10 protein-coding genes and 1 pseudogene are annotated in these 15839 nt (G+C 50.5%); 3 read left to right on the top strand and 8 right to left on the bottom strand.

All coding sequences use genetic code 11. From position 1 onward, the window contains the following. Window positions 1-26 precede the first annotated feature (26 nt). The 3 genes from wzc to RHD99_RS07950 are packed head-to-tail and all read right to left on the bottom strand — an operon-like array spanning window position 27 to window position 3781. Window positions 27-2195: a tyrosine-protein kinase Wzc gene (wzc, locus tag RHD99_RS07960; protein WP_309878292.1), complete on the bottom strand. Its 2169-nt coding sequence runs from the start codon at window positions 2193-2195 to the stop codon at window positions 27-29. A 2-nt stretch (window positions 2196-2197) separates the two neighbouring features. Continuing rightward, on the bottom strand, window positions 2198-2641 hold the full coding sequence (gene wzb / locus RHD99_RS07955; protein ID WP_309878291.1) for a low molecular weight protein-tyrosine-phosphatase Wzb: 444 nt from the start codon (window positions 2639-2641) through the stop codon (window positions 2198-2200). Window positions 2642-2647: 6 nt separating this feature from the next. Beyond that, window positions 2648-3781: a polysaccharide export protein gene (locus RHD99_RS07950; RefSeq protein ID WP_183269852.1), complete on the bottom strand. Its 1134-nt coding sequence runs from the start codon at window positions 3779-3781 to the stop codon at window positions 2648-2650. 736 nt (window positions 3782-4517) lie between these two features. Here RHD99_RS07950 and RHD99_RS07945 point away from each other — a divergent pair. Then, a complete protein-coding gene (locus RHD99_RS07945) occupies window positions 4518-6098 on the top strand; it encodes a TerC family protein (protein ID WP_309878289.1) in 1581 nt (526 codons plus the stop codon). 110 nt (window positions 6099-6208) lie between these two features. Here RHD99_RS07945 and asmA read toward each other — a convergent pair whose 3' ends face one another. From asmA to udk, 3 genes are all read right to left on the bottom strand, one after another. Further along, entirely contained in the window at window positions 6209-8053 is a 1845-nt protein-coding gene (gene asmA, locus RHD99_RS07940; protein ID WP_309878287.1) for an outer membrane assembly protein AsmA, read from the bottom strand. A gap of 23 nt (window positions 8054-8076) precedes the next feature. Beyond that, on the bottom strand, window positions 8077-8658 hold the full coding sequence (gene dcd / locus RHD99_RS07935) for a dCTP deaminase (RefSeq protein WP_183269855.1): 582 nt from the start codon (window positions 8656-8658) through the stop codon (window positions 8077-8079). A gap of 152 nt (window positions 8659-8810) precedes the next feature. Beyond that, entirely contained in the window at window positions 8811-9452 is a 642-nt protein-coding gene (gene udk, locus RHD99_RS07930) for a uridine kinase (RefSeq protein WP_064545187.1), read from the bottom strand. A 355-nt stretch (window positions 9453-9807) separates the two neighbouring features. On the opposite strand from udk, the gene RHD99_RS07925 reads away from it, so the two are divergent. Continuing rightward, window positions 9808-13140, top strand: a complete 3333-nt coding sequence (locus RHD99_RS07925) for a diguanylate cyclase (protein ID WP_309878285.1) — start codon at window positions 9808-9810, stop codon at window positions 13138-13140. Here the strand turns inward: RHD99_RS07925 and alkA are convergent. Next, window positions 13108-13998: a DNA-3-methyladenine glycosylase 2 gene (gene alkA / locus RHD99_RS07920; protein WP_309878284.1), complete on the bottom strand. Its 891-nt coding sequence runs from the start codon at window positions 13996-13998 to the stop codon at window positions 13108-13110. The two genes, RHD99_RS07925 and alkA, sit on opposite strands and share 33 nt — an antisense overlap. A gap of 121 nt (window positions 13999-14119) precedes the next feature. On the opposite strand from alkA, the gene yegD reads away from it, so the two are divergent. Continuing rightward, window positions 14120-15478, top strand: coding sequence for a molecular chaperone (gene yegD / locus RHD99_RS07915; protein WP_309878283.1), 1359 nt, complete (start codon window positions 14120-14122; stop codon window positions 15476-15478). A 33-nt stretch (window positions 15479-15511) separates the two neighbouring features. On the opposite strand, the pseudogene RHD99_RS07910 reads toward yegD, so the two are convergent. Further along, window positions 15512-15631 (bottom strand): annotated as a pseudogene (locus RHD99_RS07910) (transcriptional regulator); the annotation flags it as partial. Window positions 15632-15839: the final 208 nt, after the last annotated feature.

Genomic DNA, 15839 nt, shown 5'->3' with positions numbered 1-15839 from the left:
GGTGAGGGCGAAGGCGAAGGCGAAGGCTATTTAGCATCAGATTTATATTCGTACTCGTAGTAACCGTAATCCTCATATCCCACGGCACGGCGGATGATAGAGTTGAGAATTACGCCACGTACCTTGATGCCATTTTGCTCAAAGCGGCTGAGGCTGGTTTCGACTTCCTTCAGCGTATTGACCGCGTAACGCGCCACCATCAGCGTGGTGCCTGCATGACGACCCACGACAGCGGCGTCGGTGACAGCAAGAATTGGCGGGGTATCAATCAATACCAGGTCGTAATTCTTGCTTGCCCACGCCACCAGTTCAGCAAAACGATCGCTCATCAACAGTTCGGAAGGATTGGATGGCACGACTCCGCGCGGTACGAGGTCAAAGTTAGGTACGGAGGTTTTTTGTGCGCAGCGGCTGATTTCAGCGTGGCCGGATAACACATCCGCCAGACCATTGGTGTTGGTGGTGCCCAGAAGTTCGTGGGTATAGCCTTTGCGCATATCACAGTCGATAAGCAGCACCCGTTTGTTGGTCTGGCTAATCACCGCGGCGAGGTTGGCGCAAACAAACGTCTTACCGATGGATGGGCTCACACCCGTTAACATCAGGACATTGTTTGGCGCCTGCATCATGGCGAAGTGCAGACTGGTACGCAGACTACGAATCGCTTCGATGGCCAGATCCGTCGGGTTGCCGACGGCCAGCAGTTGGCTTTGCTTGTTACGCCTGGCCCCTTTGACATTACGCACCGTGGCGTAGTCGCGGGATTTCTGCCATTCGGACAGTGGGATGCTGGCATAGACGCCTATTCCCGCCTCTTCCAGTACCGCCGGGCTTTCGATACCACGATTAAACAGTGAACGTAACAGCACACCCATAATCGACAACATCAGACCAAGGATTATGCTGCCGAGGATAATCAGCGCACGCTGTGGTTTGACCATTCCCGGCTGAGCAATCGCCGCATCGACAATACGCACATCACCGACGGTGCTGGCCTCTGTGATTTTCAGCTCCTGCTGTTTATTCAACAGCTGCATATAAACCTGCTGGCCAGATTCCACATCACGCGTTAGACGCACGATTTCCTGCTGGGTTTTCGGCATCGCCGTCACGCGCCCATTCAGGCGGGCTTTCTCTTCTTCCAGGGTTTGGCGTTTTTCCAAAAGCGTGCGATACGCCGGGTGAACTTTGGTATACAGCTTGGAAATCTCAGCTTCTTTGAAGGTCAGTTCGTTAAGCTGCGCATCAATGTTCACCATGGTGTCGAGGACAGATTTAGCCTCAAGCGACAGGTCAACTGAGTCTTGTTGCTGGCGATAAGCGTTGAGTTTGTTTTCAGCTGCATCAAGACGGGAGCGCACTTCCGGCAACTGTTCGGCGAGGAATTTAAGGCTTTTCGCCGCTTCTTCCGATTTACGTTGTACGTTCTGCTCAAGATAGTTACGGGTGATGCTATCGAGAATATTGCGGATTTTGTCGCGATCTTCACCGGTATAAGACAGGCTCAACACCCCGGTGTCTTTACCATTTTCAGCCACCACAAGGTTGCCCTGAAGCTGGTTAATCATGCCGAGCGTCGAGTATTTGGTGACTGTAAAAGTATCGCCCACTTGCGCTTTGATAGCGCTTACGGTCATCGCGATGCCATCTTTATTCAGCGGTTGTCCGACCTGCCCTTTCGCACTAAATCCGTTATCGCTGGTCAGTAAATACTGCGTCGGGCTAAGCACCTCTACCGTAAAGACATTTTTAGCCTGACCGGCAGGAAGGTTAAAGGTTTCGACGACGACGGTGTCATTCTGACGGCCTTGCAGACGATCCCAGCCCGCGCCCAACAGCCAGAGGCTATTTTTCTCAACGGCAATGTCGAGATTGAGATCATCAACCGTTTTACCCAACACCAGTCGCGACTGGATCAACTGCATTTCAGCGGCAGAGGCTGGCGGCTTGTTGGAGAGTGCGGAGTTAATATCATTAACCAGCGAATTACCGGCGTTTTGCTCAATTTGCACCAACGCATCGGCTTTATAAACTGGCGTGGCAAACAGCGCATAAACCGTCGCCAGCACCGCAAAAATGGCCGTGATCCCCAAAACCCACCAACGAGCTTCGAGCACCGTACCAAACAATCGGCCAATATCAATTTCATCATTGCCCTCAGTGAGGGCGCTCGAACGGCTTGATTTTTCTGTCATTGTTATCCCTGATGAGCGTTGAGTGCGTGAGCCCATTTTTGGGCACTGAGATCCAGAAGACCGTAAACCGCTTCAAAAGCGTCATGACTTTTGCGATACGGATCGGGAATTTCCCGTTCCGCATCCCAGTGACCAAACAGCATCACTTTGCCGCGCATCTCTGGAGCCATTTCGCAAATTGCGGAGATATGGCGTTTTTCCATGGCGAGGATCAGGTCGTATTCGCGGCACATTTTGCCGGAGACCTGTTTTGCACAATGCCCCTCAAGAGAGAGGTTATGCTCCTGCGCCACGCGAATGGCCCCGACATCGGCCCCTTTCCCCACGAGCGCCCCGAGCCCCGCAGACGTCACGATAAGTTCCGGGTGATAGCTTTTCAGTAACCGCTCAGCGGTTGGGGAACGGCAGATGTTCCCCACACAGACAACCAAAATTTTGTTGAACATAGCGCCCTACCAGGTATGGATATCTTTGGCTGCATCCGTCATATAACGAACGCCACTGATGGTTGGCAGCAGTTGGTTAATCAGACGATTCCAACGTGTGATCGGTGCGGTAGTCACATACACCACATCGTATGGCTGCAACTGGAATTCGGTGCCCATGACCAGCGATGTCGCATCCGACATATCAAGCTGGTAAATGTTGGCAATCTTGCCGCTCTGCTTATCTTTGAGTGGGCGAATCACAAATATCCCGCTGGCGTTCGATGCGGTCATATCCAGACCTTCAGCCTGACCCAACGCTTCGGTCAGCGTCATACCGCTGAAGTCCATTTTCAGGGTGGTCTGTTTCTTCACTTCGCCCATCACAAACACTTTCAGGTCGTCATTGCGCGGAACAAACAGGATGTCACCGGGATAAAGCAGATGGTTCTGGCTCAGGTCACCGTTTTGCATCAACGCTTGCAGGGAAATCCGTTTTTCCTTGCCGTTATGTGTCAGAACGACGTTGCGCCAGTCGGCTGCATCAGTCAGGCCGCCCGCGGCGTTTATGGCGTCCAGTACTGTGAGTGGCACGTTGGTGATGGGTTGTTGGCCGGATTTGTTGACCTGGCCTGAGACATAGGCTTTTTGGGAGCGGAACCCAGCGATATTAACGTCCACCTGCGGGTCAGCAATGTACGTCGCAAGGCGGCTGGTAATATCACTGCGGATTTCAGAAAGTGTTTTGCCGGTGACTTTCACTTTGCCAACGTAGGGATAGAACATGGTGCCGTCCGACTGTACCCAGTTACCGGCATCGCTTGAGCTACGGTACTGGCCTGCAGGCGTCGTCAGTTCAGGGTGATCCCAGACCGTGACGTTCAAAACATCGCCCGGACCAACACGATATTGGTAAGCAGCGATCTCCTGGTCGAGAGACATATTTGGCTGCGCGACCGCGGGGCGAACACGTAATTGTTCAACCAGGCGCGGTGTTAATGGATACACGTTAACCATGCGATCCAGATTGAAATCTGAATCCTGCTGTTTGATGACATCTTTCCCCATCGTCGACATATTGCTACCGGGGAGGACTGTGCAACCACTCATAAGGGCTACCGACACCAATAAAGGCATCAATTTAAGTTTGTATTTTATCATTGAGTATTTATCACTATGGCAGAGTAATTATCCTGAACGAATAAAATAAGTGACTCGTTAGGTTTTTGAATGAGGCATGAATTGAAACCTACTTGCCGTTTGAAATAACTGGCATCAATCCTAAAAAAACGCTTATTTCCCGACATCCTATTGACAGAATAATTGAGGCTTATTCTCTGGCCTTTGAGCATGCTACCGCCCCTGGCTTACAGTCACCAACCTACTGAAAAGAGACAATTTATAAGGAGTAACAATGGCAGGAGTTAAATCCAAAGAATTATCTGAGGAACAAAAAAACCCACCACCAGGTTAAATATCATGGCTTCAGCGAATATAAAAAATACATCTAATATCAGACACCGATACGGATTGTTGCAGTTAAGCCTATATCAGGCAAGGCACCCTCCAACAATACCGAGACTTTTAAGAATAGTATTAACAACACAATTAGACGGCTTTAGGAATTTCTTTATATTGACAGAAAATTAATTGCTGATACGTCCGAGAATAATATACAGAACTATCTCATGTGAATTTCATTACTGGAAAATTAAATGACATGACAATTCGGAAAATGATTAATTATTTACCTTGGTTATTAAGTGGGATTGAGCAAATTTAAACACCAACATTAATCCATGCAGGATTTATCCCGCACGAATATTGCAATTTCCCACTCGATTATCCATCATTTCATTGTGACATTTGTCATCTTATAAAAGGTTATGAACGATTTATGGAATGGATTGCCGACCCATCGATCTGGGCAGGCCTCATAACCCTGGTGGTTATTGAGCTAGTCCTTGGTATTGATAACCTGGTGTTTATCGCCATCCTTGCCGAAAAATTACCTCCGGCGCAACGCGACCGCGCCCGCGTCACTGGGCTGGTCCTCGCCATGCTGATGCGCTTATTGCTTCTGGCCTCAATCTCCTGGCTTGTCACACTGACTCGCCCACTCTTTCATGCCGGTGAACTCGCCTTTAGCGCAAGGGACCTGATCATGCTTTTCGGCGGTTTGTTCCTGTTATTCAAAGCCACCGTTGAGCTCAATGAGCGACTTGAGGGCAAAGACAGCGAAACGCACTCCCAACGGCGCGGCGCACGATTTTGGCCCGTTGTGGCACAAATAGTGATTCTGGATGCGGTGTTTTCTCTGGATTCTGTGATTACCGCAGTGGGGATGGTTGACCATCTGGCCGTCATGATGGCCGCGGTGATTATTGCCATTTGCCTGATGTTGCTGGCGAGCAAAACGCTGACACGCTTTGTGAATAACCATCCGACTATTGTGATTTTGTGTCTGAGCTTCCTGCTGATGATTGGTTTTAGCCTGGTGGCGGATGGCTTTGGCTACCATATCCCGAAAGGCTATTTGTACGCGGCCATCGGCTTCTCAGTGATGATTGAAAGCCTCAATCAGCTTGCCATTTTCAATCGCCGCCGCTTCTTATCAGCCGATCAATCGTTACGCCAGCGCACGGCCGAAGCAGTGCTGCGTTTGTTGAACGGTAAAAAGGAAGAAGCGGAACTGGATGCGCAAACCGCATCGTTGATTGCCGATCATACGCCACAAGATGAAATCTTTGACCCGCAAGAGCGGCTGATGATTGAACGTGTGCTGAACCTGAACCAGCGTACGGTGAGCAGCATCATGACCTCGCGTCATGACGTCGAGTACATCAACTTGAGCTCCCCAGAAGCTGAAATTCGTGCGCTGCTGGATAAAAACCAACATACCCGCGTCGTGGTAACCGGCAGCGGCGATGAAATTTTGGGTGTGGTGCACGTCATTGATTTACTCCAGCAGACGTTAAAAGGTGAGCCGTTCGATCTTGAAGTGCTGATACGCCAGCCGTTGATCTTCCCGGAGACACTGCCTTTGCTGGCAGCGCTGGAGCAATTCCGTAATGCCAGAACACACTTTGCCTTTGTCGTGGATGAGTTTGGTTCAGTCGAAGGGGTGGTGACGTTAAGTGATGTGATGGAAACCATCGCCGGTAATTTGCCAAATGAAGTGGAGGAGATAGACGCGCGCCATGACATCCAGAAAAATCCGGATGGAAGCTGGACGGCAAACGGCCACATGCCGCTTGATGATTTAGTCCAGTACGTGCCGTTGCCGCTGGAAGACAAACGTAACTATCACACTATTGCCGGGTTATTGATGGAGACGCTACAGCATATTCCGGTGACAGGCGAAACGGTTGAGGTGGGGAATTTCCTGTTACGCACCCTGCAGGTGGAAAGCCACCGAGTGCAGAAAGTGCAGATTGTGCCGTTGGAGGCCGATGATAAGGCGGATTACGAGGTATGAGTACAGAAGATAAGGTCGGATGTCGCTACCGCTAATCCGACCAGGGCAATGGAGTTGTTGGGTGGATTCGCAACCGCGGCATCCACCCAATCACTCAACGCTTCTTAGCATTACAGGTTATTGAGCAGTTCCTTCACATCTTTCGATTTGCTGCTGTCTTTATGCTTCTCTAACCACTCATTCAGGCGACGTTTCGCTTCACTCTGCAACTGCTTACGCAAGACCTGGTCGACTTGCAATGAGTAGTTAAGCTTCTGCCACGGGCCGTAAACGCGCAATGGAATAGGCGTGGTTTTCAGCACGTCAATCAGCTTACTGTCCCCTTCCCAACCGCCCAGCACGGTGACATTAAATTGGGTATCACAAAGCTGTTTGACCAAATCTAACGAACCTTGCCCGGTCAGCGCCAGCACGGAAGACTTACCTTCCATTTTCTTCAGCGCCAGGTCACCGTTGTCGAGAGTTGCCTGTGCCGAGAAGCTATCCAGGGTCGTGACATTGTCGTAATTTTCTTTTGCCTTCACGTCATCATTGCTGCGAGTTACCGCTTGTTGAATCAGCTGCTGGAAGTTCATCCCCGTCATCGTGGAATGCGACATCGTTATGCTCGCATTCCCTTGCCAACTGCGGCGGAAAGCATCGGCATTGAGTTTGTCACCGCTAAACTCCCCTTCCATCGACAGCAAACCCGACAACGCAATGGGATAGTCGAAGGCGGTGAGAATCGGCCCAATTTCAATGTTATCCACTTTAGGATTGAAGGTTAATTGCGGCTGATTCTTACGCGCATCAAGTTGACCGGGGAACGACATACTGCCGTGGCCCAAATTACCCGTCAGTTCAGACACCGTCAGCAGGCCGAACTGGTTGGTCATCGCCGATTGCACATCGGTGAAATCCAGCCCGCGCCAGCGCACACTGGAAGCGGCAATGTTCACCTGCGCGCTGTAGCCGCGCAAATTCTGGTAAGGGGTATCTTCACCACCTGACGCAATTATCGGGCGTGGCAACGTCGGTTGCTGCTGCGCCTGCTGTACCGCCTGAGTGCTGGTCACGGCATTCGCAGCGACCAGACTATCAAGATTCAGCTTACTGGAACGTAGATCGAGTACCCACTGAGGTTTCTCTTTCAGCACGACACTCGCAGTACCTTGTAAATCGCTGTCGTTTGCCGTCATTTGCAACTGGCTGAGTTCGACTCGACGTTCGGGTTCAAACCAACGAGCCGTCAGCGTGCTGGTGCCGGAAATCCCATTCGCAGGAAGATCGGCTCCCTGAATCTGATAATTGAGCTGAGAGATATTGGCGACAAGCTGCTGCGGATAATCAGCGGCATTCAAATCAGCCACCAGTGAGAGATTCAAATCACGCTGGTCGCGATTGATACGGCTGCTGAGTTCAAGATGTGCCTGTTTTTTATCATCCTGCTCCATGCGCAGGTTGATATCGCGTACGGTAATTTGCTCGTCGTCGTCATGCTGGAATACCAGAACACTATCGACCACTTTTAATTTGGCAATATCGAAGGACCAACCGCGTTCTTCGCCAGGTTCAGGGATACTGCTTGATGGCCCCACAGGGGCATCTTTCGGTCGACGCTCTTCCGTTTGCGGCGTGAGTTGAATCACCGCCCCTTTGAGCATCACCTGGTGAACGTGTAATTGGTGGGATATCAGTGGGATTAACGCCACATCAAGACGCATGTTTTCAGCGCTGAGCAAAGGCTGGCTAGCCCCAGGTGCTGTGAGAGACATACGGTCGGACAAAATACTGAGTTGCGGCCAGACGTGCCAACGCAGCGAACCCTCTATCTTCAGCTGGTAGCCGCTGCGGGATTCAACCTGGCGCACCATATATTCACGAAAATCATTGGGGTTAACCAATAGCACCAACGCAGAAAGGCCGGCTATTAGTACCACCAGCAAGATCATCAGCGTGGTTAAAAATCGTTTCATACAGCCCTCATACAGATGGGAACTCAGTCCTTATCAATACGGCTTGCAACCGCACCTTGCTGATCGCGATATTTCGCATCCTGGCGGCTGTTGTAAGGACGTGCAGCCGGGCCTGAGAGTGGCTCGAAGCTCAGTGCGCCAATCATCATGCCTGGACGTAACGCTAAAGGCAGCTTACCGGAATTATAGAACTCAAGAACGATGCAGCCATGCCAACCTGGGTCGATACGGTGTGCGGTGACGTGCACCATCAGGCCCAAACGCGCCAAAGATGAACGGCCATCTAACCAACCGACTAAATCAGCAGGGATCTTAACGGACTCAAGCGTTACCGCCAGAGCCAGTTCGCCCGGATGCAGGTAGAAAGCATCGCCTTCATTGAGAACGATTTCATCGCTCATCACGCGATCCAGCGCAGCGCTGACTTCATCTTTCGGGCCGCTTAAATCAATAAACGGCGCGGTATGGCCACTGAAAGTACGGAATTTGTTACCCAAACGGACATCAACGGTAGCACCGCTAATGCGTTCAACTGGCGGACGAGGGGTAATCGTTAAGCGCCCGTCATCAAGCCAGGCTTCTATATCGCGGTCACACAAACGCATCAGTGATGCTCCTTATCTCATGCTCAGTTTTATTTACCCTGCCACAGCGGGGCTAATATAGCCACGCTAAGACAGGTAAACTCTGGGATTACATTATTTTTTGCGAGCGGGCCAGAAGAACGCGCTCGTCCAGAGGCGGTTATGCCTGATGGTTATTCAAAAAACTGACTGATTTTCGCCTTCAGAATATCGATGGCGATACGGTTTTTGCCCCCGCGCGGCACGATAATATCGGCATACTGCTTGGAAGGTTCGATGAATTGTAAAAACATAGGGCGAACGGTTTTCTGATACTGGGCCATGACGGAATCCATCGAACGGCCACGTTCGTTAACATCACGCTTCATACGGCGCATCAGACAAATATCCAGCGGCGTATCAACAAAAATGGAGAAATTCATCTCTTCGCGCAGACGGGCATCCGTCAGCAACAAAATCCCTTCCAGAATGATGACTTTCTTCGGCATTAAGTGAACGGTGTTACCGGTACGGGTATGTTCCACATAACTATAAACGGGCAGTTCAATCGGATTACCGGCTTTCAGAGATTGCAGATGTTGGAACAGCAAGTTGTGGTCCATCGCGTTGGGATGGTCGTAATTCGTCTTAACTCGTTCTTCCATCGAAAGATGGCTTTGGTCTTTGTAGTAACTATCTTCTGGAATGACACCAATGTGTTCATCACCAACCTGATCACGTAGTTCGCGATACAGTGTGCTGGCTATAAGACTTTTTCCTGAAGCCGACGCACCGGCTATCCCGATGATGACGCATTGATGGGACTTGTCAGTCATGTTGTAACGAGCCTTGTTGACTTAAATGTTGAGGAAGGGCGACGCGAAAGACGTCAAACGCGGCAATTATAGGGAGATCCGCCCGCTGATACCAGAGTAATGCGCTCTGGCGGGTGATTTTAGCTGAGGGGCTGATGGGCTGAAGGCGTGGCGCGAATGTCCACCCTGAACACGTGCCGAGTAACAGGCAAGGAAAATAAGTCTGCCAAATATCACTTTTTGTGACTTCTTGATGTTAATTTATGACCGAACTGCATAGGAAATGTAAATTGTTTGTACTAGCATAAACCGAAATTATCTTTTTATTTGCATCCGGGCATGTCACCTGGCGGCACGCCTTAACGGATTTGCGGTAATGATCAAACAAAGCACAAAAGAGTTAATCGCAATACCTTCCTTCGTACTGCCGGTGGGGTTGGGGATTTTAAGCTTTATATTCACCTTTTACTCCCTGGAATTATCTCTGGTAGGGACTGTTTTAGCACCGCTATGGTTCCCAACCGCACTGATGATGGTAGCGCTGTTCCGTAACCCTTTGCGCCAATGGCCGATGGTCATCGTTGTTTGTTCTGCGGGGAGTTTGTGTGCTTCGGCAGTATTACTGCCCGTCGGTGAGATAGACCTCATTTATACGGCTATCAATATTACTGAAGCTTTACTGGGTGCATCGTTAATGCGGCGTTTTATCACGCAGCATAACCCATTACAAAACCTAAATAATTGGGCTAAGTTGGTCGTTTGTAGCGCGCTAATTCCGCCGTTAATTGGCGGTTTACTGGCGATAGTTCTTACCGGTTCGGCCAGTGAAAGCATGGCAAAAACATTTTTCGTCTGGGTTCTGTCTGAAACTATTGGCACCCTGGCACTGGTTCCCATCGCATTATTGTTCAAACCCAGCTATTTATTGCGGCATAAAAATCCAAAACTATTCATAGAAACAATACTCACTTTTGTTATTACTTTATTACTTAGCTATCTGGCCCTGCGTTATATGCCGTGGCCATTTACCTTTATTATCGTTTTTCTGATGTGGAGTGCGATCCGCCTGCCGCGCCTGGAAGCCTTCATTATTTTCCTCTCCACGCTGATGGTTGTTTCGTTGATGGTTGCAACCAACAGTTCGTCTATTTTACAGCCGCATACCACGGTGATGAACAATGCTCCGTGGCTGCCATTCCTGCTGATTTTACTGCCTGCTAACGTGATGACGATGGTGATGTATTCGTTCCGCGAAGAGCGTAAACACATTACGGAAAGCGAAGCGCGTTTTCGTAATGCGATGGAATATTCCGCCATTGGGATGGCCCTGGTTTCGATAGACGGCCAGTGGCTGCAAGTCAATAAATCGCTAAGTAAATTTCTGGGCTATACGGCAGAACAGCTTCGTTCTTTGACCTTCCAACAAATCACCCACCCGGAAGATTTACACGGTGATTTGCAGCAACTCAATATGCTGATAAGTGGCAGTATTAATAGTTACTCGATGGAAAAACGCTATTACACCAGTAAAGGCGATGTGGTGTGGGCGTTACTCGCCGTATCTATCGTGCGTGATATCGACGCTTCCCCACTCTATTTGATCGCACAAATAGAGGATATTAACGACCTCAAGCATACCGAGTGGGTGAATAAGCGCCTGATGGAGCGCATCACGCTTGCCAATGAAGCTGGCGGCATTGGCATTTGGGAATGGGACCTGGGGAGCGATGTCATCAGTTGGGATAAACGTATGTTTGATCTCTACGAAATCCCGGCGCATGTGAAACCGACCTACGCTTTGTGGCTTGATTGTCTTGTTGCCGATGACGCACCGGCCGCGGAGAAAACCGTTCACGATGCCCTACGCGCCCGTATTCCCTTCAAAATGGAATACCGCATTCACGTTAAAGATGGCATTCGTCATATTCGATCCCTCGCGAACCGCGTATTGAATAAAAATGGGGATGTTGAGCGCCTGCTCGGTATCAACATGGATATGACAGAAGTCAAACTGCTGAACGAAGCGCTGTATCAGGAAAAAGAACGCCTGCACATCACGCTGGATTCCATCGGTGAAGCGGTTATTTGTACCGATGTTGATATGAACATCACCTTTATGAACCCCATTGCCGAGAAGCTCAGCGGCTGGCCGCAACAGCAGGCAATCGGCCAACATATTCTGACGATTCTCCACATCACTTTCGGCGACACTGGCCCGATAATGGAGAATATTCATAGCGGTGATTATTCCCGCACCACCATCGAACATGATGTAGTCCTGCATTGTCGCAACGGCGGTAGCCACGATATCCATTACAGCATAACGCCACTGACCACGCTTGATGGGCAAAGTATTGGCTCAGTGCTGGTTATTCAGGATGTGACCGAATCGCGTAAAATGCTCAAACAGTTGAGCTATAGCGCTTCACACGATGGGCTAACCCACCTGGCAAACCGCGTCAGTTTCGAAAATCATCTCAAACGTTTGCTGCAAAGTGCCGGTGAAAACCATCAGCGCCACGCCCTGGTGTTCATCGACCTTGACCGTTTTAAAGCGGTGAATGACACCGCCGGCCACGCTGCGGGTGATGCGCTACTGCGTGAACTTTCCTCTTTGATGCTCAGCATGTTACGCACCGGCGATTTCCTCGCTCGATTGGGCGGCGATGAGTTTGGTCTGCTGCTTCCGGATTGCTCGTCGGATAATGCGCGACATATTGCTGAGCGTATTATCCAAAGTATTAACGACTACCACTTTACGTGGAACGGGCGTTTACATCGCATTGGCGCAAGCGCGGGTATCACACAAATTGATGCCGATAACCGCATCGCACCTGAAGTTCTGTCTCAGGCTGACATTGCCTGCTACGCCTCGAAAAACGGTGGGCGTGGTCGGGTGACTGTGTTTGAATCATCTCAGCATGCCATTCGCAAAGAGAACCAGAATCTGCCGCTAGACGAGCAAAAACGCATCATCAACGAGAACCCTATCCTGATGATCGCAAAAGCCGTTGCCCCGCCACGCATTCCGGAATCAACCAGTTTCTATCTGCTGTCATTACGTTTCAAAGAAAATGACGACGTGGTACTGGATGAATCGATGTTCCGCGCCACAGTGAAAGACAAAGAGCTGCAATGCGCGCTCGACCTGCGAATTTTCAATGAATTCTTCAGTAAATTTGCACTTCAGGTGGCCAACAAAGGTTTTGGCGTGGCGCTTCCCCTCTCCTTCCACGGCCTCGCTAATGACAAGGTTATCGATGAAATACTGGCACGTTTAGCGCGCAGTTCGCTGCCTGCACGTTTATTACATTTGAATATCCATAGCGAAGCGCTGCTCATCGAAGATGAGAAGATCGATCGCAATCTGCAACGCCTGCGCGACAGCGGCTGCCATTTAATTCTCAGCCACGTAGGCCGTGATCTCGACATCTTTAAACGAATTTCGCACCAAAAGTTCAGCTACATCATTGTCGATGATGAACTGATTCAAAACGTGCATAACAACCTGATGGACGAAATGATGGTGACCATCATCCATGGACACGCGCATCGTCAATCCTTGCAAGCCATTGCAGGACCTGCCGATATGCCGATGGTGATGGATACGCTTTCCGGTATCGGCTTCGACCTGATTTATGGTGAAGCCGTCTCCCAACCGGTTCCACTGGAGACGTTATTGAATACCAGTTATTTTGCCATTAACTAACTCTGACGGCTCTGACGTCGACGGCACCCAGCCGTCGCTATACCAGATATGCAATAACGCATAGGAGCGCCAGGGTTTCCAGCGCTCCGCATAACGCCGGATTTGCGCGGGCGTCATGCCTGGAAATCGCTGCTTAATCAGGTAATCATCGGGCAAGAACACATCGCTTGCCTGCCATCCACGTAAGGCGATGTAGTTTGCCGTCCACCGGCCAATGCCTGGATAAGTGGTCAGCACCTTTACCCCGTGTTCAACATCCGCTGGACGGTTGTGCGCAAACTTCCCCTCCACCATTAAACGCGCCATATGAATGATCGCTTCACCGCGCTTAAGCGGCATTCCCAAGGCTTTTAGCTGTTCAGGACGTAATAATGCCAGGCGTTCGGGCGTAGGAAAAAGCCGCCAGTCAGGGTCTTGCGCCAACGGCTCACCAAAAGTTTGTGCCAGTTTGCTGGTTAGTTTTGCCGCCATTGCCACACTCACCAGTTGGCCCAAAATGGCACGTATCGACTGCTCAAACGTATCCATGCAGCCCGGTAAACGCAGGCCTGGGCGTGCTGCCGATAAATCTCCCAGACTTTCAAGAATGGTCTGGGGCTGGCAGTCGAGATCCAGCAACTGTTTGATTCGCTGCAAAACCTCACTGGCGACCGGTTGCAAACCCGCGCTCAAAGTCACGTTCAACTGACAAGCGGCTTCGTCAGGCACAAGCGTCAGTAATCCCTGATGGTTATCGAGTGCAAAACTCCGGCAGTAATGTGTTTCGCTGACCGTCTCAATTCCACTGACTGCGCGGCCTGCGAGAAAACCAAACATCCACTTCCAGTCATACGGTGGCTTGTAGTCCAACTGATACATTTTTTCGTCCTGTCGTTGAGTCTCGCCATGAATACCGCTTGAATTATGCAGGGTAATTCTATTGCCCGAAGCGAAACATTCCGCTAAAGTCGCCCCCCTTCTTCACCGGCATGGGGACGTTATGCAATTTATAGGCTTTGATTATGGTACTGCAAACTGCTCTGTAGCAGTGATGCGCGATGGTGTTCCACAGGCGCTGGAGATGGAAAACGGTTCAACGTTGCTTCCGTCTATGTTGTGTGCACCAACGCGTGAATCGGTCAGTGAGTGGTTATATCGCCATCACGACGTTCCGGCAACAGGGACTGAAACTCAGGCCTTGCTGCGCCGTGCGGTCTCTTTTAACCGCGAAGAAGATATCGACGTGTTGCCAGGCAGCGTGCAGTTCGGGCTGAGTTCGTTGCGCCAGTATATGGAAGATCCGGAAGAGGTTTACTTTGTTAAATCACCGAAATCCTTTCTCGGCGCGACAGGCTTAAAGCCACAGCAAGTCGCAGTGTTTGAAGATTTGGTCTGCGCCATGATGCTGCACATTCGCAATCAGGCACAAAGCCAGGTTGACGAGTCCATTACTCAGGCCGTCATTGGCCGTCCGATAAACTTCCAGGGTTTAGGTGGAGACGAGGCTAACCAGCAGGCGCAAGGGATCCTCGATCGCGCAGCACATCGTGCTGGCTTTAAAGACGTGGTCTTTCAGTTTGAGCCGGTTGCCGCAGGCCTGGATTTTGAAGCCACGCTAACCGAAGAAAAACAGGTACTGGTGGTCGATATCGGTGGTGGTACAACGGACTGCTCAGTCTTACTGATGGGGCCACAATGGCGCGCCCGTCGTGACCGCGAACAGAGCCTGCTCGGCCACAGTGGTTGCCGAGTGGGGGGTAATGACCTCGATATTATGCTGGCATTCAAACAGCTTTCCCCGTTATTAGGGATGGGTGGTCAAACCGAAAAAGGCATCGCACTGCCGGTATTGCCATGGTGGAATGCTGTGGCGATAAACGATGTTCCCGCGCAAAACGATTTTTACAGTAGCGCCAATGGCCGCATGCTCAATGAACTGGTACGCGATTCTCGTGACCCGGAAAAAGTCGCACACTTGCAAAAAGTCTGGCGTCAGCGCCTGAGCTATCGCCTGGTGCGTGCCGCTGAAGAGAGCAAAATTGCCCTTTCAGACAGTCAGCAGGTCGCCACGCTGTTGCCGTTTATCAGCAAAGAGTTGGGCTGTGATATCAGCCAACCCGAGCTGGAAAGTGCGATTAGCCAGCCGTTGCAGCGGATTATGGAGCAAGTCACGCTGGCACTGGAAAACAGCGCCGTGAAACCTGACGTGATTTATCTCACCGGCGGCAGCGCTCGCTCGCCGTTGCTAAAACAGGCTCTGGCTCAACAATTGCCGGGGATTCCACTGGCCGGTGGCGATGATTTCGGATCGGTAACCGCAGGCCTTGCGCGCTGGGCTGATGTCGTATTTAAAGACTAAAATGCAACGCCGTGGGGAAACTCACGGCTTTGCTTAAATTCGGAACACTTTATTACCTTCCGGTAGCTGAACTAACAAAGAAAGTTTCCCTCCCATTGCCTCAATGTAGCGCTTAAGCGTCAGCACTTTTAAATCATTACCACGCTGCTCAATAGCCCCCAATAAGACTTATCCATACAGTACTTCATATTTCCTCCATTTTTCCGCCGCCCTCACTCACTACACTAGAGTACCCAAATAATTCGAGTTGCATTGCGGCGGCAAGGGAACGAACCCCGATGAGTTTACATAAGTAAGTGATTCGGGTGAGCGAACGCAGCCAACAAAGATGCAGCTTGAAGTATGACGGGTATATCATTAA

It is taken from the genome of Buttiauxella selenatireducens, assembly GCF_031432975.1.
GTDB lineage: Bacteria > Pseudomonadota > Gammaproteobacteria > Enterobacterales > Enterobacteriaceae > Buttiauxella > Buttiauxella selenatireducens.
The sequence above is the reverse complement of the archived record's forward strand: the minus strand, read 5'-3'. Positions and strand labels throughout refer to the sequence as shown.

Bases quoted from the DNA above. Each gene is read 5' to 3' on its own strand.
- wzc (WP_309878292.1), bottom strand. From the start codon at position 2,195: ATGACAGAAAAATCAAGCCGTTCGAGCGCCCTCACTGAGGGCAATGAT.
- wzb (WP_309878291.1), bottom strand. From the start codon at position 2,641: ATGTTCAACAAAATTTTGGTTGTCTGTGTGGGGAACATCTGCCGTTCC.
- RHD99_RS07950 (WP_183269852.1), bottom strand. From the start codon at position 3,781: ATGATAAAATACAAACTTAAATTGATGCCTTTATTGGTGTCGGTAGCC.
- RHD99_RS07945 (WP_309878289.1), top strand. From the start codon at position 4,518: ATGGAATGGATTGCCGACCCATCGATCTGGGCAGGCCTCATAACCCTG.
- asmA (WP_309878287.1), bottom strand. From the start codon at position 8,053: ATGAAACGATTTTTAACCACGCTGATGATCTTGCTGGTGGTACTAATA.
- dcd (WP_183269855.1), bottom strand. From the start codon at position 8,658: ATGCGTTTGTGTGACCGCGATATAGAAGCCTGGCTTGATGACGGGCGC.
- udk (WP_064545187.1), bottom strand. From the start codon at position 9,452: ATGACTGACAAGTCCCATCAATGCGTCATCATCGGGATAGCCGGTGCG.
- RHD99_RS07925 (WP_309878285.1), top strand. From the start codon at position 9,808: ATGATCAAACAAAGCACAAAAGAGTTAATCGCAATACCTTCCTTCGTA.
- alkA (WP_309878284.1), bottom strand. From the start codon at position 13,998: ATGTATCAGTTGGACTACAAGCCACCGTATGACTGGAAGTGGATGTTT.
- yegD (WP_309878283.1), top strand. From the start codon at position 14,120: ATGCAATTTATAGGCTTTGATTATGGTACTGCAAACTGCTCTGTAGCA.